This is a genomic window from Rhodopirellula baltica SH 1, assembly GCF_000196115.1.
GTDB classification, from domain to species: domain Bacteria; phylum Planctomycetota; class Planctomycetia; order Pirellulales; family Pirellulaceae; genus Rhodopirellula; species Rhodopirellula baltica.
In genome coordinates this window covers 3,801,735-3,827,097 of the sequence record NC_005027.1, presented here as the reverse complement: position 1 = coordinate 3,827,097, position 25,363 = coordinate 3,801,735, and the positions used below count along the sequence as shown (strand labels likewise).

Annotated in this window: 22 protein-coding genes; 7 read left to right on the top strand and 15 right to left on the bottom strand. The window is 55.4% G+C overall.

The window, feature by feature from the left end:
* Positions 1-9: 9 nt before the first annotated feature.
* The 3 genes from RB_RS14735 to phoU all read left to right on the top strand — a co-directional run bounded on the left by RB_RS14735 (position 10) and on the right by phoU (position 2,902).
* Positions 10-1,278: a PstA family ABC transporter permease gene (locus RB_RS14735; RefSeq protein WP_011121293.1), complete on the top strand. Its 1,269-nt coding sequence runs from the start codon at positions 10-12 to the stop codon at positions 1,276-1,278.
* Between the two features lie 39 nt (positions 1,279-1,317).
* Positions 1,318-2,136: a phosphate ABC transporter ATP-binding protein PstB gene (gene pstB / locus RB_RS14730; RefSeq protein WP_007326667.1), complete on the top strand. Its 819-nt coding sequence runs from the start codon at positions 1,318-1,320 to the stop codon at positions 2,134-2,136.
* Between the two features lie 76 nt (positions 2,137-2,212).
* Positions 2,213-2,902, top strand: a complete 690-nt coding sequence (phoU, locus tag RB_RS14725; protein ID WP_007326666.1) for a phosphate signaling complex protein PhoU — start codon at positions 2,213-2,215, stop codon at positions 2,900-2,902.
* Positions 2,903-2,909: 7 nt separating this feature from the next.
* Here the strand turns inward: phoU and RB_RS14720 are convergent, their stop codons facing one another.
* From RB_RS14720 to RB_RS14700, 5 genes are all read right to left on the bottom strand, one after another.
* Entirely contained in the window at positions 2,910-3,692 is a 783-nt protein-coding gene (locus tag RB_RS14720) for a polysaccharide lyase (RefSeq protein ID WP_007332189.1), read from the bottom strand.
* Between the two features lie 45 nt (positions 3,693-3,737).
* Entirely contained in the window at positions 3,738-4,274 is a 537-nt protein-coding gene (locus tag RB_RS14715; RefSeq protein ID WP_007332188.1) for a UvrB/UvrC motif-containing protein, read from the bottom strand.
* A 196-nt stretch (positions 4,275-4,470) separates the two neighbouring features.
* Positions 4,471-5,796, bottom strand: coding sequence for a phosphomethylpyrimidine synthase ThiC (thiC, locus tag RB_RS14710; RefSeq protein ID WP_007326663.1), 1,326 nt, complete (start codon positions 5,794-5,796; stop codon positions 4,471-4,473).
* Between the two features lie 123 nt (positions 5,797-5,919).
* Entirely contained in the window at positions 5,920-6,936 is a 1,017-nt protein-coding gene (locus RB_RS14705) for a DUF4272 domain-containing protein (protein ID WP_231845661.1), read from the bottom strand.
* 104 nt (positions 6,937-7,040) lie between these two features.
* A complete protein-coding gene (locus tag RB_RS14700) occupies positions 7,041-7,484 on the bottom strand; it encodes a hypothetical protein (RefSeq protein WP_007326661.1) in 444 nt (147 codons plus the stop codon).
* A gap of 172 nt (positions 7,485-7,656) precedes the next feature.
* On the opposite strand from RB_RS14700, the gene RB_RS14695 reads away from it, so the two are divergent.
* Positions 7,657-9,141, top strand: coding sequence for a UvrB/UvrC motif-containing protein (locus RB_RS14695; RefSeq protein ID WP_011121290.1), 1,485 nt, complete (start codon positions 7,657-7,659; stop codon positions 9,139-9,141).
* A gap of 21 nt (positions 9,142-9,162) precedes the next feature.
* Here the strand turns inward: RB_RS14695 and RB_RS14690 are convergent, their stop codons facing one another.
* The 3 genes from RB_RS14690 to RB_RS14680 all read right to left on the bottom strand — a co-directional run bounded on the left by RB_RS14690 (position 9,163) and on the right by RB_RS14680 (position 14,179).
* The gene (locus RB_RS14690) at positions 9,163-13,140 is read right to left on the bottom strand and encodes a M56 family metallopeptidase (protein ID WP_164922044.1); all 3,978 of its coding nucleotides are present in this window, start codon (positions 13,138-13,140) and stop codon (positions 9,163-9,165) included.
* 1 nt (position 13,141) lies between these two features.
* Complete coding sequence (locus tag RB_RS14685) at positions 13,142-13,540, bottom strand: BlaI/MecI/CopY family transcriptional regulator (RefSeq protein ID WP_007336246.1); 399 nt, start codon at positions 13,538-13,540, stop codon at positions 13,142-13,144.
* Between the two features lie 78 nt (positions 13,541-13,618).
* On the bottom strand, positions 13,619-14,179 hold the full coding sequence (locus tag RB_RS14680) for a Uma2 family endonuclease (RefSeq protein WP_007336247.1): 561 nt from the start codon (positions 14,177-14,179) through the stop codon (positions 13,619-13,621).
* 358 nt (positions 14,180-14,537) lie between these two features.
* On the opposite strand from RB_RS14680, the gene RB_RS14670 reads away from it, so the two are divergent.
* Positions 14,538-15,455: a hypothetical protein gene (locus tag RB_RS14670; RefSeq protein ID WP_007329547.1), complete on the top strand. Its 918-nt coding sequence runs from the start codon at positions 14,538-14,540 to the stop codon at positions 15,453-15,455.
* Between the two features lie 57 nt (positions 15,456-15,512).
* Here RB_RS14670 and RB_RS14665 read toward each other — a convergent pair whose 3' ends face one another.
* The 3 genes from RB_RS14665 to RB_RS14655 form a co-directional block, all read right to left on the bottom strand.
* Positions 15,513-16,634, bottom strand: a complete 1,122-nt coding sequence (locus tag RB_RS14665) for a Gfo/Idh/MocA family protein (protein ID WP_011121284.1) — start codon at positions 16,632-16,634, stop codon at positions 15,513-15,515.
* A gap of 28 nt (positions 16,635-16,662) precedes the next feature.
* Entirely contained in the window at positions 16,663-18,516 is a 1,854-nt protein-coding gene (locus tag RB_RS14660) for a SpoIIE family protein phosphatase (protein WP_007332180.1), read from the bottom strand.
* A gap of 492 nt (positions 18,517-19,008) precedes the next feature.
* The gene (locus RB_RS14655; protein ID WP_007329551.1) at positions 19,009-19,581 is read right to left on the bottom strand and encodes a helix-turn-helix domain-containing protein; all 573 of its coding nucleotides are present in this window, start codon (positions 19,579-19,581) and stop codon (positions 19,009-19,011) included.
* 1,031 nt (positions 19,582-20,612) lie between these two features.
* Between RB_RS14655 and moaC the strand changes: the two genes are divergently transcribed.
* On the top strand, positions 20,613-21,140 hold the full coding sequence (moaC, locus tag RB_RS14645) for a cyclic pyranopterin monophosphate synthase MoaC (protein WP_164922043.1): 528 nt from the start codon (positions 20,613-20,615) through the stop codon (positions 21,138-21,140).
* Between the two features lie 312 nt (positions 21,141-21,452).
* Positions 21,453-22,433, top strand: coding sequence for a polyprenyl synthetase family protein (locus RB_RS14640; RefSeq protein WP_007332175.1), 981 nt, complete (start codon positions 21,453-21,455; stop codon positions 22,431-22,433).
* A 137-nt stretch (positions 22,434-22,570) separates the two neighbouring features.
* Here RB_RS14640 and RB_RS14635 read toward each other — a convergent pair whose 3' ends face one another.
* From RB_RS14635 to RB_RS14620, 4 genes are read right to left on the bottom strand one after another with little or no spacing between them, the layout of a single operon-like run.
* A complete protein-coding gene (locus RB_RS14635; protein WP_007326690.1) occupies positions 22,571-23,860 on the bottom strand; it encodes a beta-ketoacyl-[acyl-carrier-protein] synthase family protein in 1,290 nt (429 codons plus the stop codon).
* A gap of 6 nt (positions 23,861-23,866) precedes the next feature.
* A complete protein-coding gene (locus RB_RS14630; protein ID WP_007326691.1) occupies positions 23,867-24,373 on the bottom strand; it encodes a 3-hydroxyacyl-ACP dehydratase FabZ family protein in 507 nt (168 codons plus the stop codon).
* Between the two features lie 31 nt (positions 24,374-24,404).
* Positions 24,405-24,794: an acyl carrier protein gene (locus RB_RS14625; protein ID WP_007326692.1), complete on the bottom strand. Its 390-nt coding sequence runs from the start codon at positions 24,792-24,794 to the stop codon at positions 24,405-24,407.
* 26 nt (positions 24,795-24,820) lie between these two features.
* Complete coding sequence (locus tag RB_RS14620) at positions 24,821-25,354, bottom strand: 3-hydroxyacyl-ACP dehydratase FabZ family protein (protein WP_007326693.1); 534 nt, start codon at positions 25,352-25,354, stop codon at positions 24,821-24,823.
* Between the last annotated feature and the right edge of the window lie 9 nt (positions 25,355-25,363).

Below are 25,363 nucleotides of genomic sequence, written 5' to 3'. Positions count from 1 at the left end.
ACATGTCTCATGGCGACTGATTTCAACGCACCGGTCGACGACAACGACCCGCCGGCGACCTCCGGGTATCCGGGCGGCGGCTATGCGGTGTCAACCGACAACTCAAGCCGACGCAAACTATACAGCCGATTGTTCTATCTGCTCTGCGTTTTGATCTCTGGTCTTAGCGTTGTGGTTCTGGGCGTCCTGCTGGTCTCCATCGGATGGCAAGGTCATTCGCGATTGACATGGGATTTGCTGCAGAACTCTCACAGTGAGCTCAATCCCGAATCGTCCGGGATGCTGCCGTCGATCATTGGTTCGATCTTCATTTGTGGCATCTGCGCCGCGTCCGCCTTGCCTTTAGGAATCGGCACCGCAATCTTCCTGGAAGAGTTCAAGCCGACCAGCAAGCCGCTGCGAATGCTGCACAGCTTCATCCAGCTGAATATCTCCAATCTGGCCGGTGTACCATCGATCGTTTACGGATTGCTCGGTCTGAGTCTGTTCGTTTTCATGTTCAACGTCTTTGGTCGGATTCAGGTCAACGAATCCAGCGGCACAGAGCTGTTTGGTGTGAATCACTATTACCAAGTGCTCTCGCTTGCGGGGGGCGGGCATACGGTTCTGATTCCCCAAGAAGATGAATCACAAAAGACCATCAAGATTGATGAGCCAACCGAAGCGGTCTCTCGCGATGGGGAGTCATTCGAATTGGCAATTTGGGATCCCGCATCGGGCCAGCCCAAACCAAGCGACCCGGAGGTTCGGAAGCGAACCGTTCGGAAAGGCCAGGGCGGTGGCGCCTATTCCGAAACAAAGTGGTACTACCTGAGGTTGCCGTTTGGAAAAAGCTTCCTTGCCGCCGGACTGACACTTTCCTTGGTCATTTTGCCAATCGTGATCATCGCGTCCCAGGAAGCTCTTCGCGGAGTTGCCCCCAGTTTGCGGGAGGCTTCGTTCGGGTTGGGGGCGACCAAATGGCAAACTGTCCGGCACGTTTCGCTACCGGCGGCCATGCCGGGTATCATGACGGGTGCAATTTTGGCGATGGGACGTGCAATTGGTGAAGCCGCGCCGATTTTGGTGGTTCTCGGTGCCGCGGTGGCAAAGAATTCCGGGCCCCAGAATTTGATGGATAATGTGGTTACGATGCCGGTGTTGATTTTTAATTGGGCCGGCCGTCAACAAGCTGCTTATCAAGAACTCGCTGCAGCGGCGATTATCGTCTTGCTCGCCGTGTTGTTGCTGATGAATTCAGCAGCGATTTACCTTCGACAAAAAATGCGGGTGGGATAAAACGGTCCAATGAAAGCTCTAAACGCGAATATCTCCACGATGTCTGAAGTCTCTCGATCGGCGACTCCCCAATCGGATTCACCCGCGCAAGCGGAGGTGACGCCGGAAGTCTGCATTCGCATTGCAAATTTCAATGCCTGGTACGGGTCGTTTCAGGCGATTCACAACCTTTCTCTCGACGTGCCTCGCAATCAGGTGACCGCCTTCATCGGTCCTAGCGGTTGTGGCAAGAGCACGTTGTTGCGATGGATCAATCGAATGAACGACATCGTTCCTTCGGCAAATAGTCGTGGGACGCTGATGATTGATGAGTTGGATGTGCTGGCGCAAACGACTGACGTTGTGAACCTTCGTCGTCGCGTCGGGATGGTGTTTCAAAAGCCCAACCCGTTTCCGAAATCAATTTACGACAACGTTGCGTTCGGCCCAAAGTTGCACCTCTATCTGAGCCGTGCCGAATTGGATGAGCTGGTTGAATGGTCGCTTCGCAAAGCGGCGGTTTGGGATGAGGTGAAAGATCGACTTCATGCACCCGCATTGGGATTGTCCGGTGGACAGCAGCAGCGATTGTGTATCGCTCGTGCGATCGCGGTCGGTCCCGAGGTTCTATTGATGGACGAACCATGTAGTGCATTGGATCCAGCCAGCACTTTGGCGATCGAAGACTTGATCTATGAATTGCGTGAGCAGTACACCATCGTGATGGTGACCCACAACATGCAGCAAGCAAGCCGCTGCAGCGACCGGACGGCTTTCTTTTTCGAAGGAAAGTTGGTCGAATCGGGGCCAACGCAGGATGTCTTCACCAAGCCCCAGGAAAAGCGAACCGACGACTACGTTCGCGGTCGTTTCGGTTGATCCTCCTTCCGTCCTGTGGCAGACCATCACAAATCATTCATAGCCCTCGGCCGATCATGTCCGCCGACCGGCAGCTTTGGAATCACGCATGAGCAAGCATCTTCATCGAGCCGTTCAGGATCTCCGCACCGACTTGGTGGAGCAATTTGGCGTCGTTGAGCAGATGATCAATATGTCAGTGCGGGCACTTGTTGAACGCCGTCCCGACATGGCTGTTCAAGTGATCGAAACCGACGACAAGGTCGATGCGAAGGACATCCGGATCGAAGAAGAGTGCTTGAAGTTGTTGGCGCTCTATCAACCCGTCGCGATTGATCTTCGCTGGATGGTGTCCGCAATCAAGCTGAATGGCGATTTGGAACGCATGGCTGACTTGGCGTGCAACATCGCAGAGCGAAGCAAGTCATTGGATTTGTTTCCATTGTTCAAAGTGCCGGACGACATCAACCAAATGGTGACAATCACTTTGGAAATGGTTCGTTCCGCTCTGGATTCCTTCATCGAACAAGACGCGAATCTCGCTCGCGAAGTGATTGCTCGCGACGACGAGGTGGATCGTTTGAATGTCGAGCTGATCGAAGAATTGCAGTCGATGATGAAAACCGACACCGACTGGATCGAGCCCGCTGTTCACTGCTTCAGTGCCACTCGGCACATCGAGCGAATTGCCGACATGGCCACCAACGTCGCGGAAGAAACCATCTACATGGTCAGCGGCGATATCGTGCGGCACAAGCATCACTTGGAAGAAGGCAAGGCTCACTGAGCGGAGATCATCGCTTCGCAGGCTTGCTCGTGGTGAGGTGAGTGACGTTGATCTGGTCGATGTGAATCCAATTCTCGCTTTGGATTCCAGGGTGTCGATACATACCGACTTTCAAATAATGCTGATAAGCATTGTTCATGTTGGGGCCTTTCATCAGGGTGGCGCTCTCGGGGATCTCCACCAGGGAAAGCTCGATGCTGCCGTTCTCAGTTTGTGACCATCGGATATCTGCTTGGGCGGTGTACCAGTCGCCTCGTTGGATCGGGATCGGATCAGAAACAGCCTGTTTGTGATTGCCGAGCGTGGTGCCGTAGCTGAGCCCGATTGCCAGTCGGTTTTCGATTTCCGCGATCCCGATTGAAATCGGTGGGCTGTAAGACGGCTGCGTTTCCCAGGTTTCGTCTTTCGTTCGGTCGGGTTGATCGTGCCATTGTCCGATGACCCACCACCGGTTCTGAGGGACATCCGACTCAAAGTCCTCCGGCAGGCGAAACTTCCACGTGTACCGGACGGTGTCTTCCGTCTGGAATGGGTAGTCCAGGCTGACTTCAGCTCGAATCCCGCCATGCGTTTTTGGCTGGCCCGGGTAGATGCGAAGGCCAAGGTGAGCGCCGTCGGCGGTTTTTATCTTGGCAATGTTGTCGCGGCTCGGAAGATCCAAGTGCGAGAAGTCAAGCAATTCGGCCGGGAGTATTTCCCGGAGGTAAGTCAGCTCTTCATTGCGGTCGCCAGGTTTGTCGCATCCGAACGCGGCAGCGAGGATGAGCCATATCAATGAAAGTCGGGTCATGGGCTGCCCTGCTGTTTTAAGAAGGCGTGTCAGTTCTGAGACGCATCACGTGTCCGCTGAACCCAGACGTTTGCCAGTTGCCTTGAACAGTATCGCATCGATTCGTCGTTTTAGCAGGGTTTCATCATCACGTACTTTGGCAGCTTGTTCAAAGTTTTGGTTGGCGACGAGATTCTCTTTCTCGATTTGCAGTTGCTCCACCTTTTCAAGCAGCTCTTTGAGTTCTGCCGAGTCGGGGCAGTACTTCATTGCAATTTCACGACCGGGTTTGCACCAGTAGCCTCTCTGTTTGCATGCTTTGCTGATCTGAGTCAAAATCATCGATTCATGAGAGAATTTGAGCGGATCGAAAACTAGTTCGATGTTGCAAATGAACTTCTGTTTGTTGAAGCGAAGCGTTAGGTGCTGAGAGCGAGCCGGGAAGATAAGGTCCTGTAGTCGCTCCAGCATGTTTGCCGGCGGGATGGTTGGGAGCGTGATCCGTACCGAGTTTGCAAGCACGATTGCTTCTAAGTTTTGCTCGCGTAGTCGTTCCGCGAGCGCTTCTGGATCCCAGGTCTCGTTTGTTGGCACGTGGAACATGTCGTGACTTCATAGGAGTGGCGTTTTTCCGATTGGACCATCGGATGGCTACGGCTGGTAGTCCGAGTGGTGGCATGAGTCAGGTGGGTATCAGGGCATGGGCGATCATGGGGGGGCTCTGTCCACGAAAAAGCCTCGGAACTGCGATGCAATTCCGAGGCTTTGGATTGTTTCTGCGAGTGGCTTGCAGAGCTGATCAGGTTGTTGGGAGTTCGACCAGTTTCTTTTCTTTGGCCATTTGGCGGATGTCCTCGGTGATTTTCATCGAGCAGTACTTTGGTCCGCACATGCTGCAGAAGTGAGCGCTCTTGAAGGTGTCTTGAGGAAGTGTTTCGTCGTGGTATCGCTGAGCTGTTTCAGGGTCAAGCGACAGACGGAATTGTTCCTTCCAGTCAAACGCGAAACGAGCTTTCGAAAGGGCGTCATCACGGTCCTGTGCACCCTTGCGTTTACGAGCGACGTCCGCGGTGTGGGCAGCAATCTTGTACGCGATCACGCCTTGCTTGACGTCTTCTTCGTTCGGCAGACCCAGGTGCTCTTTGGGGGTCACGTAGCACAACATCGCGGCACCGTGCATGCCGGCGTTGGCGGCGCCAATGCAACTGGTGATGTGGTCATAACCGGGAGCGATGTCGGTGACCAATGGGCCCAGTACGTAGAACGGAGCACCGTGGCAAACTTCGATTTGCCGTTCGATATTCATTTGGATTTGGTCCAAAGGAATGTGTCCAGGTCCTTCGACCATGACCTGCGTGCCTTTTTCCCAGCCGCGTTTGGTGCATTCACCGAGGACATCCAATTCGGCGAACTGAGCGTCGTCGGACGCGTCTGCGATCGACCCAGGACGCAGTCCGTCGCCGAGCGACCAGGTCACGTCGTACTCACGCATGATGTCGCAAAGATCGTCGAACGCTTCCAGCAATGGGTTTTGCTTGTTGTGAGCCATCATCCATTTGGCGATCAGCGATCCACCGCGGCTGACGATTCCGGTCACGCGATTGACGGTCAGGTGCAGGTGTTCCAGTTTGACACCGCAGTGAATCGTCATGTAGTCAACGCCCTGCTTGGCTTGGTGTTCGACCATGTCCAAGAAGTGTTGAGCGTTCATGTCTTCGATGTTGCCGCCGAGTTCTTCCAGCATTTGGTAGATCGGCACGGTTCCGATTGGAACAGGGCTCTTGTCGATGATTTGGCGGCGGATGTTGTCGATGTCTTTTCCGGTCGACAAATCCATGACCGTGTCGGCACCGAAGTGAACAGCGGTGTGGAGTTTTTCAAGTTCCTCACCCACGTTGCTGGTCACGGCGCTGTTGCCGATGTTGGCGTTGATCTTGCACTTGGCAGCGATGCCGATCGCCATGGGTTCCAAGGCACCAGCCGCGTGAACTTTGTTGGCTGGGATCACCATGCGTCCCGAGGCGACTTCATCGCGAATCAGCTCGACCGGTAGGTCTTCGCGTTTAGCGACGTATTCCATTTCGGGGGTGATTTCGCCCGCGCGGGCAGACAGCAGCTGGGTCATGCGATTAGAACTCAGGAATTCGGAGTGCGAATGGGTTGGTAAAAGTTATACGTCAGCACCGGTGCATCGAGTAGGCCGCAAAAAGGCGACTCGGGCAGGTTGAGCCAAGGATTTGGGTGACCGTTAGCCGACGATGCCGCGTTCAATTTCGCGGCCCACTTGATCCCAGGACATGTCAGCGGCGTCCTCAGGAACGAAACCCGAAAGTTGCAGCAGCCATGTGAGAGCGTGCACGCGTTCAGCAACCACTCCGGGATCCAGTCCACCGGGAACGTCTCGTCCCGCCGCTCCTTCAACCGCGAGCTTCCACCACAAGCAAACATGCAAATCAGCGGCTTGGAGTAACTCTTCCATCGGTCGCAAAATGGCGTGTTCGATCAGGTCTTCGTGTGGTAGCGACAGGATCAAGCGAAGCACGCTGGCGAGGTCGCAACGTTCGTCAGGCCAATCGAGGTCCGGTTGCATTTGCAAGGCCCACTGCAGTGTGTGCAGCGATTCGTAACGCCATGCGGCGGTGTCAACCATTTCGGCAGGTGGCGAAATGAGATCGAAGAAATCCTTCTCCGCAGGGGTCAATGCGTCTGCGGCCAAGGGAGATCGCTCACGAACTCGGTCTAGATCAAGCGTCTGGTTGTTGGCCATCGCTTCGGCTCGAGCCGCAACTGCAAACAATCCCAGCATTCGCGTGGCCGCGATCGCGGGTGCAAAGGTTTCGATTTCACTGCTGCTGGGTAGCGGAGCGGTGCCGTCGACGGGGTCGAGATTGCGGTTTCGCAAGACGGTCTCCGACTCAAGGCGTCTTCGTCGCGATTCCGGCAGAAACGGGATTTGAGCTTCGGCATCGAAGTTCCCAGGCCCATGCAGCTGTCGTCCGGCGGGATCGCTCAGTACCGCTGGTTTGCCGTTGTCTTCGGGGGTCCACCAAAGAGCATTGGCAGCCCATGCCCAATCATGCCAGTTTGGCGGGGGAAAACTTGCCTGCGAATTTTCAGGCGATTCCAGGCGGTAGATGTGCCGAGTGCGTTGCAGGTGACGCTGCAGGAGCGCTGCCAGTGGATTGGTCGATTGATAGGGGGAATCAATCTGTTCCCAACATTCTTCCAAAAGATCTTCGGTTGCCTCGGGGGCAAGTTCGGTCACATTCCATTCCGACTCAATTTCAACAGGGTTCGCGGGAAGGCGAACCGTCGAAATGGCGAAGCGGACCGAAGAAGATGAAGGGGCGGACGGATTGCCCATCGGGCTCAGCCGAGGCCCCACTTTTCTTGGAACCAAGCCACTCGGTCAGCACGACGCGGGCTGTAGTTCGCGGTGGGTTTGAATTTTTCTCGTTTCAAGAAACTGATCATCGCCGCAGCGGGCACGTAGGCGTGCTGGGTGATCGCGTCGGTCGTTTCGCTGTCGGCTTTCCAGTTGTACAGGATCGCTTTGTCGCGTTCGAACCATTCGTCGAGGTACGATGCATCGGTTGAACTGCAGACAACATGCTCGTAGTCCTTTTTGCAAAGGAAACCAAGCATTCGTCCCGCCATGTCACGAGTCCGGGCGGTGTCGCCGTCACAGGTGGCCGAAGCAATATTCCAAACCGACGCGAAGCCATGCTCGTCGGTATCGTCTTTGTTGTAGCGCAGAACGATTTCGACGGGGGTTTCTTCTTGGGGCGTATCTTCGGTTTGCTCGGTAGCCATAAAGCGTCAGGGCGCAGCTTGTGAGGGGTGAAAGGGAAGTCCGGTATTGAACACGAAAATGCCTAGAAAGAGAAGTCCCCGCCGCAGTGCTGCGTCAAATTCCGCTTGGAGAGCCCTGGTGAAAGTGGCATAATTGGAGGGTTCGCGGTGAATTTGCCGGCGACGCTTTCACATGGATGGTGGCGAAATCAGGATGGTGACCAAACGCAAAGGACGTAAGAAGCGGCATTCACAGCCCGCTGACCTGTTGAATGAAATGGGTGGGAAGGTTGCCGAAACTCCTGAAGCGAATCCTGCGGAAGAGGCCAGCGACCGGGCGAATGACGCCACCCAGGTCGGTGAGGCCGTCGCCGGGTACGAGCTGGCTAGTGATTCCAGCGGCGAACCTGTTGCTGACAGTTCCGCGCGGCAACGTCCGTCAGGTCACCTTGATCATTGTCCTTCGGGTGTACGTGTTCCGGTCCCCGCCATTTCCTCCCATCTGATCGAAGGCTTTGGACCTGATTCGCTGGATCCCTACGGTGGCCGTCCCGGTGACATGGTGGGTGCCGGTGATCGGAAGGGGCTGAGGGCGAAGGTCCGCACCCTTTGCCCGCCGGTTCCGGGGATCTACGGAATGTTCGATCGGCATGGCGAGCTGATCTATGTCGGCAAGAGTCGGTCGTTGCGACACCGATTGCTGAGTTACTTCGGTGAGGCCGCACGCAAAGAAAAGGGCGGTCGTATCATCGAGAACTCGAGAGCCATCCAGTGGGAAACCCAGCCCAGCGATTTCGCCGCTCAATTGCGAGAGCTGCAATTGATCCGACGTTGGACACCGCGGTTCAATGTTCAGGGCGTTCCTCATCGGCATCGTCCGGTCTATTTGTGCTTGGGACGAAAGCCAGCGGAAACGTTCTTCCTGGCCAGTTCACCGCCGGCAACCGATTGCGTTGCCATCGAAGGACCATTCTATGGTGCCGACAGAATGCGATCGGTGGTCGACGCGCTGAACAAAACGTTCCAGCTGCGTGACTGCAGTCAGCAGACTGTCTTTCAGTACCAGGACCAGTTGTCACTCTTTGAGCTCAGTCCGCGGCCGGGGTGTCTGCGTCTGGAAATCGGAACTTGTTTGGGGCCGTGTGCGGCGGCGTGTTCCCGAGACGAATACGTCCAAAGAGTGAACGCTGCGCAAAGTTTTCTGGATGGTTTCAACGACGAGCCCTTGGTCGCCGTCCGCGAATTGATGGAATCCGCTTCCGCGAATCAACAATACGAATTGGCATCCCGAGCTCGAGACACGCTCAAATCGTTGCAATACGCTTCACGCAAGTTGGGACACCTCGCGGACGCCCGACGTGATTTTTCGTTTGTGTATGCCGCGACGGGATACGACGCTTGTTCAATTTGGTATTTGGTTCGAAGTGGTGAGATCATTGATGTCGCTTCTGCTCCCAAGGACCGGGACCAATACCAGCTTCTACGGCCGACGCTAAAGAAGTGGCAGTCCTTGCTGGGGTCGCGGCATCAACGTGTGCGAGTCGATCAACCACACAGTGTGGCCGTCGTCGCATCGTGGTTCCGCAAGCATCGCGGTGAATTGAAGCAGACGTTCCAACCCGAAGGTGCGGGCAGACGCTATCACCGCTTGTCGCATCATCGCGCGGACGCGTTGTAAGCAGAGCCGCTGCTTTTCTGGTCAGTCTTCCAGACTCGAGATCACCGATTGCATTTCGGTGGGTGAGATGCGTTGGCAGGAGGCTTCCAGCATCTTTCTCAGGTGTTGTTTGCCTTCAAATCCTGACACGGATCCGATGTTTCCCAGGGGACCCTTGCTGTCGATGATTTTGGTTCCGTCGGCGAAGAACATGGCGTGGAACGGGATGCCAACATGATTTCCATCGGTCAAGCGATTCACGATTTCACTGTTCTCTGAACTCGTTCCCTGCTCCAGTTTCAGCATTACGAAGTCCTTGCTCAATACGTTGCTGTGGTCATCCAGCCAGCGAGCGAATGTGAAGCATGGGCCACAATAGCGTCCACTCAGTCGCACCCAAACCCGGCGATCCGTTTGCTCTGCCACTGCAAATGCTTCATTCCAAGCTTGCTCCATGTCGACATCCTCCGGGGCGTGTTGATGAAGGAATGCTGCTGCATGAGCGGCGCTGTTCGGGTCGTCGGCGTCAAACGTTTCCCGTCCGATTTCCGTTCCGGATTTATCGTAGGCGATCGCAGTGAGTTTGTTTTCACTGGGAATGGTCCAGTTCTGAGTCGCTGCGAAACGGGCGTCAGCGGGATTGGGATGGTAAGTCAGTGTCATGAACTTCGCAGCAACACGATTCTTTCGATAGTTCAAGAGGTGATCATCAATGAACTGATTCACTTCGACATTGTCTTGCGAAAGAATGACCAAAGAACGATAGCCACCCAGTCTGCTGTCTCGCATCAAAGTTGACCAACGTAGAACGATGGGTTTGCGGGATGCTTTTGATTGGGTTGTGCTGTGAAGTCTCGAAACCAACGTCGGACGTTTTTCGCCAGGTTGCAGATAGACTTGGTCGAGCCGCCAGTCCTGGCCTTCGACATAAATCGTGGTGGTCACAAAACACGGCAGACCGGTGATCACATAGTTCCCGTCGGCATCCGACTCTGTGGTTTGATTGGTGACTGTCACCTGAGTAGGAGCAGACACCTTTGTGAATGGATCGAGTGTTCGGTTGTCAAGTGAATCAGCAAAGGTGCCGCGAGCGATGATCGTTCGGCCGGCGACGGGAATGCCGTTCGAGTCCAACAGGCGGCCACGAATCGTTTCGGTCGGATTTAGCGTCACCACGATTGGTTCGGTGAGGTCTCTCGCAATCGTGATACCTGCGAATTTTTTGTCGTCAGTGATGGCGCAAATGCCAAGTTTCGATGCCGCGGTCGCGAAGGAAAACTCCGAGTCGCCGTCAACTTGCAACGAACGTTGGTCCCACGTTTTGCCATCGATAGCACCGATGGTCAGCTCGCAGTCGTTCAAGGAGGCATCAGCATTTTCTGCCAGAACCAGTTTTCCCGTTACCAATCTCGACTCCGCAATTTCTCGGTGAAGTTCAGCAAAGTTCTCGCCGTCCTCCGCAGCGTCAATGCGAGCTGAACTTCGCCAGTCGTTTTGACGAGCTGAAACTTCCACGATGCCGGGAAGCACGAGCATTGTCGCGATTCCATCCTCATCGGTGGTTGCCCAAGTGCTTCGCCCTGTGACACCCGTGCGGGATGTTCCATCTTCCATCCATTCGTATTGGTGCTTTTCCCAAAAAGACACGCTTGCGTTCGCGATGGGTGTCCGATCCTTGCCAGCGGTCAATTTGGCCTTCGCCACGACACCTTCTTGCAGGGTGAGTTCAGGTGCATTGACTTGCGACGTTTCTGGATCGAATGCTAGCACGTCCGAGTAGTCACTGATCAAATTTGAGTCGTTGATGCGAACGCTGTACGTCGCTCCGGGAAGCACGTCGATCCAAAAGTGTCCTTGGGAATCGGTGATCGCGAAAAGTTGCTCGCTATGACCTTCCGTTTCTGCCTGGAAAGTTCCTGCTTGAACACTGAAGCCGGCGACAGTTATCTGATCACCCTTGAGGCTTCCCATCACACGGTGACGCTTGACACGACGTTTGAGTGTGATGACCAGCGCGTCATCGACAGGAGTCGCTTTTTTGAGAATGAACCAATCTTGGCTGAGCAGTTCGGCGTAGCGATGGACCTCCGGCCAATCCGGGAAATATTTCAAAACGGCTTCGCCATTCGAATCGGTCTTCAATTCCCACTGCTCTGTTGTACCGATGTAGTTGACGTGCGGGACGGGAGTTGCCAGTTGCATTCGGAATTCGACGCCCTCAATACCGGCGCCATCTTCGTCAACCATGCGAATGGTTTGGTCGCGGCATTTTGAGAGTTCAACGTAGTGAACCGGGGCGTTGCCATCTCGCACGGGTTGGCGACTGAATTGATAGCCGCCGACGCGATGGTCCGCGGTCCACGCCGTGATGGACGACAGCCTTTTGTTTTCGTAGAGACCGATTCGAGCCATTCCGTTGCGGTCGGTTTTCTCGCGAGCGGTTCGACCGAATGCAATTTGAACCTGCACGTTTGCGTTTGGAACGGGTTGGTTCTTTTCGGTGACATGGATCTCGGTGAAACCTGTCGGACGTTGTAGCTGGATGTTCATGCCACCTTCGAGGAAGCCACGAAGTTCACGGCGACTGACAGAGTGAAAGGCGCGTTCGTCGCTGGTGCCATCTCGGCGAACATCTACATGGAAGCCGTACCAGCTTAATCTTGAGGCCGGCAACCAAGTCTCGAAGGAATTGCCACTGATCGTTGGCTTGAGGCGTCTGTTGCCACTCGCGAGATGAAGCGTGATTTCGATCTGTGGATCGGGAACAGGGATGCCTTTTGAATCAACCACCGTTCCACGCAAAAGGACCTCCGTCGAAACACCAATGCCACGGGTTTGGACTCCTAGTTCCTCTGTTTGTTCGGCGACTTTGGTTGGTTCATCCGCCATCGAACTGGGACGCAACACAGAGACCGCACCGCTGATCATTGTGATGGCAACCAGCACGCCAAGTGCAACGGATCGGTTGACTGCGATGCGTGATCGTGTCGCATCCAGCAGTGAGACGATGCGTTGTTGCAAAGCGTTGGGGCGTGCCATTGCGAGTCCGATCGCATGATGGGAGCGGCGATAATCACGTGCGACATCGAGCAGTGTTTCGGCGTATTCGCTGGCAACGACGCCCGAGCGAAGGACGTGATCATCGCAAGCCTGTTCGCGTTCAACATGCAGCCGTGCGACGGCGAGCCAGACGAAAGGATTGAACCAATAGACGGCGCGGCAGATCTCGGCCAATGATTGAGTCAGCAAATCACGCCGAACAACATGAGCCAGCTCATGAAGCAGGACTGACCTCAGGCGTTCTTGCGGCCAAGTCAAACATTCGGTCGGAAGGAGAATGACTGGTCGGAAAATTCCTGCTGCACATGGCATCGACAGATCTTCTCGGTGCAACAGCGAGACCTGTGGAGATCGACTCGAGGCGTTTCGTTCCATCCAATCTTTGCGAATCTCTGACAACAACGAGAGCACATTTGGCTCGTCAACAGGATGCGCGTTGGAGATCCAGTTCAGCGTCCGAAATTGACGAAGCAACCAAGTTGTCAACAACACAGTGGTACCAATCAGGTACAGCACAATCCACAACGAATCGCTTGCTGCGGGCGTTTGAACCAAAGGAGGCATCAGAATTGACGGTGCCGATGCACGGTCTGGTTGATGTGCCGACTCTGCCTCGGATGCGACATTGATGACAGTCGCATCGGGCAACGCACTGGGTGACTGCTGCGGGGGATCGCTAACAAGAAGCGGTTCGAGCATTTCGCTTTCGTCGGCCGTTGAATTGGTCGAAGCGATTGTCGCAACCGACGCAACGGATGTTGGCGGCAGAACAGCGACTTGATAGCTCGGTAACAGGCATGTGAGCAAAGGGATGCAAAGCGTCCCACACAAACCAAGGGTCCAGATTCGGTGGCGAACGGCTGCGGAGGATCGGTGAAACACCAGCACCATCAAACTCACGATCGCCATCACGATGAATGACTTCATCGATACGTCGAACATCCAATCGCTGAGTGACATGTCAGTTCCCTTGCTTGCGAGCTTGGTCAATGGATTGCTGGAGTTCAGCCAATTCGTCTTCGGACAATTGGCTCGCTGATTCATCCAGTAAAGCGGCGATCATCTTGCTGGCGGATCCTTCGAAGAACGTCGACATCAGGTGCGTCAGCGCCGATCGCCCCGCTTTCTCGCGAGATCGAGTTGCCGAATAGAGGTGGCGAACTCCATCACGATGCCTCCGCAGAAATCCCTTCGTTTCCAGGATTCCCATCATTGTGCGAACGGAGGAGTAGCTCGGCGGGTCGTTCAGTTGCGACCTCACATCAGCGACTGAAGCCTGCCCAAGGTGATAGACGGCATCCAGAATCTGCCGTTCGCGGGCTCCTAGTTTTGCAGGTTCAGCCAGTTTCTTTTTCGCCATTGCCAATGATATGCCGCACGTGTTAATGAGTTAACACGTGCCAATGTATTGGCATGCGGAGGGCGGCGTCAAGCGTTTTTATTCACCTTCAAATAAATCTTGCAGGTCCAGGGTCGCGGTGGGTTGGATCGATGGAGAGGCTGAATCGCCAATCTGAAAGATTTCGCGATGGTTGTATGCTTTGCCGGTTGGTTCACGCATCACGTGCAGTCGTTGATGCGGTACATCGAAGACCCAGTACTCGGCGAGTCCTGCCTCCGCGTATAAGTCTGCTTTCTCGCCCAAGTCATACTGCAAGCTGGAATCGGCCACCTCAATCGCGAGAACAACATCACTCACTCCAGGATGTCGGTCGCGGTAGCGTCTGCGATGGATCCAGAACACGTCTGGTTCAGGACGACTGCCCACTTCAGGCATGTTCACGCCAGATCGGCCGGTTACAAGAAAAGCGGAGCGATCCGCCTGATCGTGAGACCAATCAAGTAAGTACATGATCAAATCCCCGTGAACCGGTCCTGCTGGATTCATCTGGCGCAACTCCCCACGAATCAATTCGATGTGTCGGTCCATACCGACGAATGCTCCCGCAGCAATCATCCGGTCGTATTCTTCGAGTGACAATTGCAGTGCCGTACTCATCTCGCTCGTTCTCCTATGACACATCCGACAAAACCCTGCCTGCTATTGTAACGTCGAGGATGAAGCCAAGGCGGGAGTGATGCTGGACAGACGTATGGGGTGGGCCGGGCATGAGAAAAGGTGCGCACTCCCCTCCCCGGAATTCTCACTGAACGCTCGCATTCCGACCCTCCCCAACTGCGTACAGGAGGGTGAATTCAACCTTGCGAAGCACGGCATTTGTAAATTGCATTGTCTCTGCCATGGGCGGGGTTCTACAGAACATTGCCGGATCGCTACTTTGGCGGGCGGATTCGAGTTCGCCGCTTATCCGCTAAGCTATTGGAAACGACAACACGCTTCTCTTTGAAGATTCTTGATGCTGCCGCACTCTGAATATGTTGAACAAGCGTACTTGTTCGATCTGCTACGACAACGCATCGCCGAGCAAACGCCGATGCAGGAGCTGCTGGAGCAATTGCGGCACGAGCTGCTTGCGACCACTCGGTTGCCAATGGCGATCGAGTTCATGCTGACGGAACTGCGGCACACCGGTTTGATGGGGCCGGCGATGGAGCGATTGTCGCACTACTTTTCGCCCTTTCAGACTTACCTTGTCAATGAGTCCGAAGAAGAGGCCGGTCGATTCACCATTCACTTGGCTTTGCAAATCCTGCAGGCCGATGCGAAGTTGCGTTCTCAATTCAGTGAGCAGATGGAAGCGATCGAGTCGGATTCGATTCAGCCCGCTCGAGCCAGTTCGCATCATCGCGGACCGACCACTCCGGAAGCCATTCTGCAGCATTGTCGCTGCGGATTCTTCTTCTTTCAGTTTGAAACGCTTTCGCGAAATCGATTGGGATACGACGCCGGTTTATTGGCAATGAGCAGGGACCCGGTTTACGACCAATCTTGGGCGCAGTGGTTGCTGAATTTGCGAGCCCAAGTGGGCTTGGTCGATCTGGCTGACTTGCTGTTCTTGAGCAGCGAGGAGTATCGCCGTCGGTTGGTGGAAGCTGACCAAGACGTCAGCCAGAAAGGGCCGTTTCTATTTGGCGAAAAAGAAGGTCGCATCGCGCTCGCAAACCGACGTAAAGACCCGGTGTATCTGTTTGGCGCGATGCAGCGGCACCTTGGTTATCCGCCGGTGCCTCGACCTGTTCGAGTGACAGAAGATCGCGATACCATCCCGCAATTGCTCCGGCGCATCGAACGTTTGGAATCACGTTTGAAGTTGATGGAGCAAGAGCAGAAGCAAGAGCTGGATATCAGCAAGTTCTACGAGAAGCCAAGCTGAAAGGAATGCCTGCTCGATCGGCCGAAGCCGATTGGCAACGTTGGTTTCGAGCGATTGCTAAAGCTTGACCCAGCGGCTTTCATCTGCGTCGCTGCGACGCAACGCGTCAAGCACTTGCTGAGTCTTGACCGCAATCTCCGACGAGCGAGCTTCAACTCGGCGATGCAAGACTTCATCAGCGAAGTGTCGAAACATTCGAGTCTCTTGCGAGTCCGCTTCGCCGCTGGCGTGTTCGGTGACGCCGTGTTTGCGACTATGCTCGCCAAAGTTCCAGCGGCAGTTGTCAATGAACAGTTCGTGCTGGTGTGTCTCCCAACTGGATTCCGATCCACTAAACGGCAATACAAAATCGTTCAACGTTGCGTAGCCGCGGTTACCAGAGAGCGTTGCCGTTTGTTGGTTGACGCAAAAGAACGAACAGAAAAAGCCCGCGGTCAGTCCGTCATCGAAACGCATTTCGCCTTGGAATTCGCCAGGCACACGTCCATCGTCCAAGCGAACCGTCGACTGGCCACTGACGGCAGTCGGCAATCGATCGCCGGCTGCCCAGAGCGTGAATCGAATGCAGTACCAGCCAAGGTCGCCGAGTGCGCCGTGTGGTTCGAGATCGGCGCTGGCGCGAATGTTGGCTTCTTCGAACGAGTCGTCGCCGCAAAACGAGAAATGCGTTTGGATTCGTTTGAGATCGCCAAACGCGACGGGGTCGGTCAGCGTGTGCTTCAGTTCGGGTAGTCGGCTGGAATGATCAAACATCACGCCGTCCATCAAATTCACGCCCGCTTCGCGACAGGCATCGGCCATTTCAATGGCATCTTCAGCATGGACCGCGAACGGTTTTTCGGCGATCACGTGCTTCCCCGCAGCGGCGGCAGCAAGAACCCACTTTTTGCGGTGTGTGGTTGGCAAGGCGATGTAAACCGCGTCGATGTCGTCGCGGTTTAGTAAAGCTTGGTAATCACCGATGGCTTCGGGGCGAGTCAGTTCGGCCGATCCGTCTGGTCCGGTGATCACGGGCGGGCATTCAAGCGAGCAATCGTGAATGAAAGCTTCGGCTCGCTGCACGTCTCGACTGGCGACAGCAGCGACAACTCCGTTGCCGCTCATCCGGATGGCTTTCCAGTTTTTGCGAGCGATGTTCGCTGCGCCTAGAATTCCCCAGCGGCAGATTGACTTGGTCATGTTCGAATACGTGGTTGTTAAAAGATTGTCAGTGATTTTCGGACAAGTCGGCTGGCAAGGTGTCGTTGATATCCAGCTCGTTGATCGTTTCGGATTGTTTGGAGACTTGCGGTTCGTCTTCATCCGACTGGGCAGCGGCGGGTTGCGATCGGGGCGCACCCGCAGCGGCATCTTCGGTTCGTTCGATGATGACCATGCACATGTCGTCGAACTGCACCGCGCCGCCCATGTGTTCAAACGCTTGACGAACGATTTCATTCTTGACCACTTTGGCCAGTGGCTCATCGTCTTCTTTGGAAGGAACAGCTTTGAGCACAATCTGACGAAGTGGATCGGTGCCCCACTCTTCCTCTTTCGCGTTGAGTGCTTCGCTGAATCCATCGGTGTACATTAGCGCCAGATCGCCGGCATGCATTGGAACGGTGGTCACCGCGTATTCCATGCCTTCGTCAATTGCGATGGGCAGTCCCGAGTCCTCATCACCCGGTTCGCTGATTTGGCCGGACACCGCATCGCGAACGATCGGCGGCATGTGGCCCGCGTTGACGATTTTCAGTTCATTGGATTGAGGGTCAATCACCACCAACAGGTAAGTCACGAAGCGTTGGACTTCGAGAGCGCTCATGCGATCGTTGAGTCGTTCGACCGCTCGAGCGAGATCCGGTTCGCTGGCGAGACAGAACCGAGTTTCCGCGGATAGTTTGGCCATGTACATCGCCGCGGCCACGCCATGACCGACGACATCCGCCACGACTACCGCGAGGCGTCCATCCGGCAAATCGACGTAGTCAAAGTAGTCGCCGCCGATGTGGTTGGCCGCTTGGTAAAAACTTTCGAGGTGGTACGTGGGAACCTGGGGCGCTTCCGCGGGAAGGAAGGCTCGCTGAACTTCCGTTGCGAGCTTGAGGTCTTGTTCGACTTCTTGTTGTCGCAATGCTTGTTCGTGCATGCGCGCGTTGTTGATGACCACGCTGGCTTGAGCAGCGATGCCGGTCAGCAGGTCAATGTCTTCGTCTCGAAACTGGCCGCGACCTTGGGTGGAATCGATTTGCAATGCGCCGATGGCTTTGCCGTCCTCATCGTGAAGCGGTGCACACATCATGGAACGGATCGAAAAGTCAGCGATTGATTCGCTGCTGTCGAACCGACTGTCATCCATCGCGTCGAGGGATAAGATCGTGTGGCCCGTTTCCATCGTTTGGCGGATGATTGTTCGGCTGATGCGAATCGTTTCGGTGTCGTCGGTTTTGTTTCTTAGTTGGACCCAACGTGGCACCAATGCTCCATCGGGAGTTTCCATGACCACAAAACCGCGGTCGGCTGACGGGAAGATTTGAAACAAACTCGAAAGCACTTTGGGCAGCACATCGTCGACGGAAATGGCGCCGGTCAGGTTGCTGTTGATTGCGATCAGTGCGGCCAGCTTGGCTTCCGCCGTCGCTGACATTTTCAAGCCATCATCGCCCGATCGAAACTCGACTTTGGGGCCGGTGATCTGCTTGGCGTGAGTCTCATCGACCATCAGGATCCCAAAGTTGGATCCGTCGAACGTCATTTCGCCGCTGCCACCTCCGCTGGCGAAACCGGGGACCTCGTCGCCGTGGAAGACAAGCACGACTTCGCTGATTCGGATTCGGTCTCCTTCGGAGAGCACATGGGGGCGTGAAAGAAGTTGGCCGTTGACGAAGGTTCCGTTTCGGCTGCCGGCGTCTTCGACCGCGAACTCGTTGCCCTTCTTCGTGATTTTCGCGTGATAGCGACTGACCGCTCCTGCGTCGACCACGATATCGCAGTCGGGATGGCGGCCCACTTGCATTTCGTCACGGTCCAACTGGAAAGTGCCCGAAGGATTGCCGTCGATGGAAGAAGTGAGATGGGCCATGAGATGAATGAGTGGAAGGCGGGCACGGCTCGCGAGAACTCGCAATTTCACAAAAGCTGTTTTAGCGGATCAAGGATGCAATGGATCTTTGTCCGTCGCGACGCGCTAGTGTAGCCACTCCAACGAGAACCCAAAACGAGGTGACCCTGGCGAGGTGATTTCGGCAGGGTGATTTCGGCAGGCGATCTCGATTCGGCGGAGCGGACTGTGCATTCATTCACGCGTTCCGATGGAAGCGCGGCGCCGCGACGCAATTCCCAAGTCCAGCAGAGTGTGGACCACCATCACAGACCCGTCGTTCGCTGTGGATTGCCGGCTCAACCGCAAGGGGAGCCGTGAACGCCACCGGGCCGCTGAGGTCACAGCGGATGATCGAGATGGGGCGGCGAATCACTCCAAGGGCACCAGGCCAACGAAAAACGCCCTTCATGCGAGCGGGTTCGCATGAAGGGCGTCGAGGCGGGGTGGCACAAAGGCCCTTCTGAGTCGGTCTTAGACCAACTCCTTCTTTGCTCCGACGAGAGTTCGCAAACGTTCTGCCAACAAGTGGGCGTCGAACGGTTTTTTGAACGTTTCGTTGATGCTGCTGCGATCGAAGCTCATTGGTTGGCCATCATCTGGCAGCAACGCAATCAACACGATATCGGTGAAATCGATGTTCTTTCGCAGGTTTTGGCAAATCTGAACCGCTTCGATTTTACCGATCGAAAAGTCCACGATGATGCAGTCTGGATTGAAGCTTTCGGCTTGAATGCCGGCTTCAAATCCGCTGGCTGCAACAGCGACTTTGAACGATTTCTCGGGTGGCAATTCACGCTTCAGGTTCTCGATGAGAACTTGGTCCTGGGCGACGATCAGGCACTTTGCCATCGCTTCGTCTTCCAGGTCGCCCAGGGGCATACCATGCTCTTTCAAGAATTTGATCAAATACTCCCGCGGGATCCGCCGATCTTGCGATCCAGGAATGCGGTAGCCTTTCAAACGCCCCGAATCGAACCATTTACTAACAGTTCGTGGGGCAACTTTACAGATCTTGGCGACCTGTCCAGTTGTGAAGACCTTCATACTAGGTGCTCCAAAACGCCTCGTTGATTCTTCCCTTGGAACAATGGTGCGTCGGTAACCATTGCCCCTGTGGCCCTTCTTTCGCTCTCCGTTCTCATCCACACGCTCTCAACGAAAAATCTCGTTGGGAACCAATCTGTTCACGGTGGGTCGTGCTTTGATTGATGATGGTTGAGGTTGTCAAACGCTGGGTCTGGGCCTGCCGGCTCGCGTCCTGCTGAACGCTTTCCGATTCGGGATTCTCGCGATGAAAATGTAATGAGTCTGTTCAAACGACTGCATGGGTGTGCAACCGGCGGGAAGAACACAGAAAGCCTTCAAGTGACACTCGGCCCAGCGTTCCGCAACATCGCACTCGTTTCATTCCCCACGCGTCATCCTGACGCATGGTTCATGCAATACGATTTGTTGGTGCGGAACGATCGGCTGAGATCGCCCGTTGGCAGTGCTAGGAATCACCTGTGCGATCGTGATCCGTCGTCATGACGAACCCTTCCCGCGGCGGTGAGACACCGAAGCACCTTTTCCCAGAATTCCCCCCTGGGTGTCCGGGAGCGTTTCAGCCGAAGCCAAACTGCTCCCTTCCGAGACATAGTGTCGAGTAAATCCGGGTCAACTCTTTAATGTGATTCATCGCGAACAATCACTATCAGCGAATCGACTGCTCGAACCACGTGTTTTCCGTGTCAACATCAATCAACATTCGCAAAAAAACTTTCCCAAATCTTTTTGATTGGATGCCGTAGATAACGGTTTGGTTCCCCACGCCCACCCGAGTAGGGCACCGACAGGCATCGCCTGTGGCGGAATCATCGTGCGAGCCGCCAGGACCGCGTTTGCGTGCAGCCGGACCGCGGCGGCGAAGTTCGATTGAGGCTAGCAGCTCCGAATGCGCACGCGGCTTTGGTTGTGCTCATGCGGCATGCGGCTAAAACTGCTCAAAACCGATGCTGATGCGGCCGCAATGCATTTCGCGCTGGTCAGTCCGCCATCAAGCTTCTTCCGATAGCCGTCGCCGATTCAATTTTGCCATGAAACCCGATCCACGTTCGACTCATTTCAACGCTGCGGGAGAAGTCCATATGGTCGACGTGACCGGCAAAGACATCACCGTTCGCGAGGCGGTTGCCTCAGCGAGGATTCACATGTCAGCGGATGCTGCCGAAGCGATCCGTCGCGGCGATACCAAGAAAGGCGATGTCTTGGCCGTGGCAAGGTTGGCGGGAATCGCTGGTGCGAAGTGGACGTCGCATTTGATTCCTCTTTGCCATGCGATTCCGATCGAAGCGGTGTCCATCGACTTTGATTGGGTGGATGAATCTGATTCTGATGATGATGCGGTCGCGAACCAGACGCTTCGATGCACCGCGACGGCTCGCACGACGGCGAAAACCGGCATCGAGATGGAAAGTCTGACCGCCGCCAGCACCGCCGCTCTGACCGTGTACGACATGCTGAAATCGGTCGATCGAGCGATGGTCATCGACCAAGTGCGGCTGGAGTCGAAATCCGGTGGGAAGAGCGGCGACTTTCGTCGAGACACAGGCGACAAAGCCTGAGCTCGCCGCAGGTGAATCAGCGGAATGCATTTTCAGCTGAGAATTCGAGGTTGTCCTCGGGGCTTGCCTTCGGTTTAAGTCGTACGGGGGTATTCAGAAATGCCCTGTCGCCTGATGATTGGCGGTTTTCTGTTTTTGTCTAGTTTCACTGGTCGCGTCATGGATCGGTCTGTGGTCCCTCCGTCTTCGAAATCCACCGTCTCTAAGCGAACGGCCGATTCTGACTCATCCGTTGCCTCTTCGGATGCAGTCTCCAGTGCGCATGGCACGAGCGGGGAAGTCAGTCCGCTTCGATCGATCTACGCACCGATTGTGGAATCTTTGGCCGCCGTCGACGCTCGTCTGCATCGCGAATTGCAATCTCGCTACGAAGCGCTGGTGCCAGTTCTGCGTCACGGAACACAGTTGGGCGGAAAGCGTCTGCGTCCGGCGTTGCTGTTGCTTTCGGGGGCCGCGATGCACGCCGATCGGACGTCGAAAAACCCTTTGACGACTGAAGAATTGGCTACGACCGAAGATCACATCGTGATGGCGACGGTTGTCGAAATGGTTCACACCGCGACGCTGATCCATGATGATGTTTTGGACAAAGCAGCAACGCGTCGACATGTCCCCACGATCAATGCTCGTTGGAACGACGACACCAGCATTTTGCTGGGCGATTATCTGTTCGCTCAGAGTTTCTATCTTGCCGCGACGCTGCCGTCGACGCTGGCATGTCGTTTGGTTGGCCAAGCGGCCCAGAAGGTTTGCGAAGGCGAACTGCGTCAAGTTCTCGGACGCGATTGGCTGGATATCGATGAAGAAACCTATCTCGACATCATTCGCGGTAAAACGGCCGAGTTGACTCGCGTATCATGTCAGATTGGTGCGGATCTCAGTGGCGGCGATGAGAGCCAAGTCGAAGCGTTTGCTCGGTTTGGCAACGATCTGGGCATCGCCTTCCAAATCGCGGACGATTTTCTCGACTTGTGGGGTGACGACGACGACGTGGGCAAAACGTTGGGAACCGATCTGCAGCAGGGTAAAATCACGCTGCCGTTGATCAGGCTGCTGCGTCATGAAGACACCACGGTCGCGACCGCTGCGTTGGATGCGTTGCGTTTGTCGCCGGAAGATCGGCTCGCGCGAGTGATGCCGTTGCTGCGAAAGAGCGATGCGGCAGAATACACGCGAAAGGTTGCCGAGTCCTATCGTCGGAGTGCCATTGAAGCGATCAGCGGATTCGCTCCTTCGTCAGCCTTGGAATCATTGAAGACGATCGCTGATTTCGCGGTCGATCGCCGGTTCTAGAACCAGCGGGGATTTGCGTCGGCCATTCAGGCCGTTGAACGCGTTTATTCTCTCCTCGGTATCGACCGGAAAACAGATCGGCCGTAAGACGGGCTTCCAAGTCCGCCGGTGCCTGACGCTTGTTTCCTGCTGATTGCTTAGCCGTCGAAGCGGCTCAGGCACAGCGTCACGTTTTGGCCACCAAAGCCGAAGCTGTTGTTCAGTGCGTGTTTGATCTCGGCTGGGCGAGCTTCATTGGGCACGTAGTCCAAATCGCAGTCCGGGTCCGGTGTCTCTTGGTTGATCGTCGGCGGCAAAACCGAATCGCGAATCGCCATCAGGCACACGATCATCTCGGTCACACCCGCGGCCGCGATCAGGTGGCCCATCATGCTCTTGGTGCTGCTAACGGGAGTCTGTTCGGCATGCTCGCCAAACACCTCGCGACAAGCTTTGGTTTCAACGCGGTCGTTGACTTTGGTGCTGGTTCCGTGAGCGTTGACGTAACCGATGTCGGACGGATTGAGTCCCGCGTCGGCGATTGCCATTCGCATGGACCCGATGCCGCCGTGACCGTCCGGCGGGATGTCGGTGATGCGATAGGCGTCGGCGGTTGTGCCGTAGCCGGCAACTTCCCCGTAGATCGTTGCACCACGTTTCTTGGCTGATTCGAGTTCTTCCAGCACGACCATGGCGGAGCCTTCACCCAGCACAAAACCGTTGCGGCCCGCGTCAAAGGGGCGACTGGCCTTGGTCGGATCGTCGTTGCTTTCGCTCAACGCCGTCAGCAAGTTGAATCCGGTCACACCAAACGGGTGAATCATGCTGTGCGTTCCGCCCGCCAACATCGCATCGGCTTCGCCGCGACGGATGATTTCGGTGGCTTCGCCAACGGCTTGGCTGCTGGCCGCACATGCGGTCAGGCAGTTGAAGTTTGGGCCCTGTGCGTTGAAGCGGGCGGCGAGGTGCGCCGCGGGCATATTCGGTTCTTGTTCCAGTTCTTTGGCTGGATCGAGCAGGCTCAATCCGGCGGCAATGAACTTGGTTGGGTCGTAGGTTCCGTCGGCCAGTGCCGCAACCATCATTTTGCTGAACGTGTTGAAGTCTTGGTTGCCTTCACCACTGCCCAAATAAACGCCGATTCGCGTGGGATCCTTGATCGACGACAGGACACCGCTGTCCTTCATCGCTTGAGTGGCAGCCGCAATCGCAAATTGCGTGTGACGTCCGCGTTGGACGTGTTTTTCACCGTCTTCAACCGCTTTGGTGATGTCCCAGTTTTTGATTTCCGCACTGATTCGCGTGGGGAAACCGCTGGCGTTGAACAGCGTCGTGGGCGCAACGCCACTGCCGCTTTCTTGCAGGCCAGACCAAACGGTGGCGACATCCCAACCCATTGGGTTGATCATACCGATTCCGGTGACGACGACTCGGCGACGCGACGACATGGACGTTTACAGATTTTCGTGAAAAGGAATCGGTTCTCCGTCAGCCGTGACGGCGACGTGAAAGAAGTTCATCATCCGCATCATGGCCAGCAAATCGCCAGGATTGAAGAGCGGCCCATCGATTAAATGGCCTTCCTCGAGGAAGGCAAACATCAGGTCGACTTCGGCTTGCAATTCACCATCGCAGTGGCTGGTACCGGTGACGGTTGCACCACTTTCTTGGGTGCGTTCCAGTTTGACATGATACTGCAACGAATCGCCAGGTCGCGCAGGTGCATAGTACTTCGCACTGCCGACCTTGGCCAAAACGACCCGTTTGGTGAATCCAAACTTCTCGTGCACCAGGATCCCGCCCAATTGAGCGAGACCCTCGATGATGAGAGTTGGCGGAAGCATCGTGTAGCCGAGGCAGTAATCGTCAACGACCTCTTCGTCCAACGCGACGTTCTTCACGCCGGACGCATGAGAACCGCTCACAAATTCGGTGAAGCGATCCACCCAAAACCATCGCATGGCAGGCTGCCTTCGGTTGTTACGCGGATGCTTACTGGTTGACTTTGCTGTCGACGTAATTGCACAAGTCGCCAACGGTTAACAAGTTGCCGAAGTCTTGAACCCGTGGGTTTTCTTGGAATTTCGACAAGTCGGCCCAAGGCATCCGCTTCTTAAGTTCCGCCATCCCGTCAGCGGTGACAACACCGTCTTGAACGTATTGGCTGTTCGTCAGAATGTCTTCAGGCGACAGTTCTTCGCGAGGAATTTGGATGTCGAAAGCTTTCTCGAGCTTGAACACGATGTCCAAGAAGTCGATTGATTCGGCACCGAGATCGCCCACCAAAGTGGCATCGCGAGTGGTTTCGTCATCGTCGACACCCAATGCGTCAACGAGAGCTTCTTGGACCTTGGTGAAAATTTCGTCTTCTGAGAGCGCCATCGTGCGTTCCTAATCCTAAGTGTGTTTCAAACAGAGTGAGGGGTCATGGTCGGCGATATGTTCTCGCCGGGACGGCGCAGGGCCATCGCGGCGGGTGAGTCGCTGAACAAGGAAAAAAATTGCTCGCGAGAGAGTCGTTGAACGTCCGCGTCGGTACCAAGATGTTCTGGGTCGCCACTAGAGCAGCTCTCAAGGACCAAACGAGCCGAAACGGTCGTTCGGTCGCCCTTGCGGGCTTTGGCTTTGACAATTGTCAACGCGCCGTCGCGTTTGAATATCTCCGCTTCCACTGTCAGCGTCTCACCAGGCGATAAAAAGTCACCAAACTTGACGCTCTTGGCTTCGCGAAGAAGTACCAAGGCAGAATCAAAATCGGGCGACATTCGGATCAGCCACACGGCGGCTTGGTGCAATGCTTCGAGCATCATCACGCCGGGCATGACGGGGAACCGCGGGAAATGGTCGGCTAAGTATTCTTCGTTTGCCGCCAAAGTACGTTCGCCGACCAAGCGTTGGCCGGGGGTCAGTTCGGTAATTCGGTCGATTTGGCGGTATTTCATGCCGCGTAA

Excerpts from the sequence above, each read along its gene's own strand:
- RB_RS14735 (WP_011121293.1), top strand. The coding sequence starts at position 10 with ATGGCGACTGATTTCAACGCACCGGTCGACGACAACGACCCGCCGGCG.
- pstB (WP_007326667.1), top strand. The coding sequence starts at position 1,318 with ATGTCTGAAGTCTCTCGATCGGCGACTCCCCAATCGGATTCACCCGCG.
- RB_RS14720 (WP_007332189.1), bottom strand. The coding sequence starts at position 3,692 with ATGACCCGACTTTCATTGATATGGCTCATCCTCGCTGCCGCGTTCGGA.
- RB_RS14715 (WP_007332188.1), bottom strand. The coding sequence starts at position 4,274 with ATGTTCCACGTGCCAACAAACGAGACCTGGGATCCAGAAGCGCTCGCG.
- thiC (WP_007326663.1), bottom strand. The coding sequence starts at position 5,796 with ATGACCCAGCTGCTGTCTGCCCGCGCGGGCGAAATCACCCCCGAAATG.
- RB_RS14700 (WP_007326661.1), bottom strand. The coding sequence starts at position 7,484 with ATGGCTACCGAGCAAACCGAAGATACGCCCCAAGAAGAAACCCCCGTC.
- RB_RS14695 (WP_011121290.1), top strand. The coding sequence starts at position 7,657 with ATGGATGGTGGCGAAATCAGGATGGTGACCAAACGCAAAGGACGTAAG.
- RB_RS14690 (WP_164922044.1), bottom strand. The coding sequence starts at position 13,140 with ATGTCACTCAGCGATTGGATGTTCGACGTATCGATGAAGTCATTCATC.
- RB_RS14685 (WP_007336246.1), bottom strand. The coding sequence starts at position 13,540 with ATGGCGAAAAAGAAACTGGCTGAACCTGCAAAACTAGGAGCCCGCGAA.
- RB_RS14680 (WP_007336247.1), bottom strand. The coding sequence starts at position 14,179 with ATGAGTACGGCACTGCAATTGTCACTCGAAGAATACGACCGGATGATT.
- RB_RS14670 (WP_007329547.1), top strand. The coding sequence starts at position 14,538 with ATGCTGCCGCACTCTGAATATGTTGAACAAGCGTACTTGTTCGATCTG.
- RB_RS14665 (WP_011121284.1), bottom strand. The coding sequence starts at position 16,634 with ATGACCAAGTCAATCTGCCGCTGGGGAATTCTAGGCGCAGCGAACATC.
- RB_RS14660 (WP_007332180.1), bottom strand. The coding sequence starts at position 18,516 with ATGGCCCATCTCACTTCTTCCATCGACGGCAATCCTTCGGGCACTTTC.
- RB_RS14655 (WP_007329551.1), bottom strand. The coding sequence starts at position 19,581 with ATGAAGGTCTTCACAACTGGACAGGTCGCCAAGATCTGTAAAGTTGCC.
- moaC (WP_164922043.1), top strand. The coding sequence starts at position 20,613 with ATGAAACCCGATCCACGTTCGACTCATTTCAACGCTGCGGGAGAAGTC.
- RB_RS14635 (WP_007326690.1), bottom strand. The coding sequence starts at position 23,860 with ATGTCGTCGCGTCGCCGAGTCGTCGTCACCGGAATCGGTATGATCAAC.
- RB_RS14630 (WP_007326691.1), bottom strand. The coding sequence starts at position 24,373 with ATGCGATGGTTTTGGGTGGATCGCTTCACCGAATTTGTGAGCGGTTCT.
- RB_RS14625 (WP_007326692.1), bottom strand. The coding sequence starts at position 24,794 with ATGGCGCTCTCAGAAGACGAAATTTTCACCAAGGTCCAAGAAGCTCTC.
- RB_RS14620 (WP_007326693.1), bottom strand. The coding sequence starts at position 25,354 with ATGAAATACCGCCAAATCGACCGAATTACCGAACTGACCCCCGGCCAA.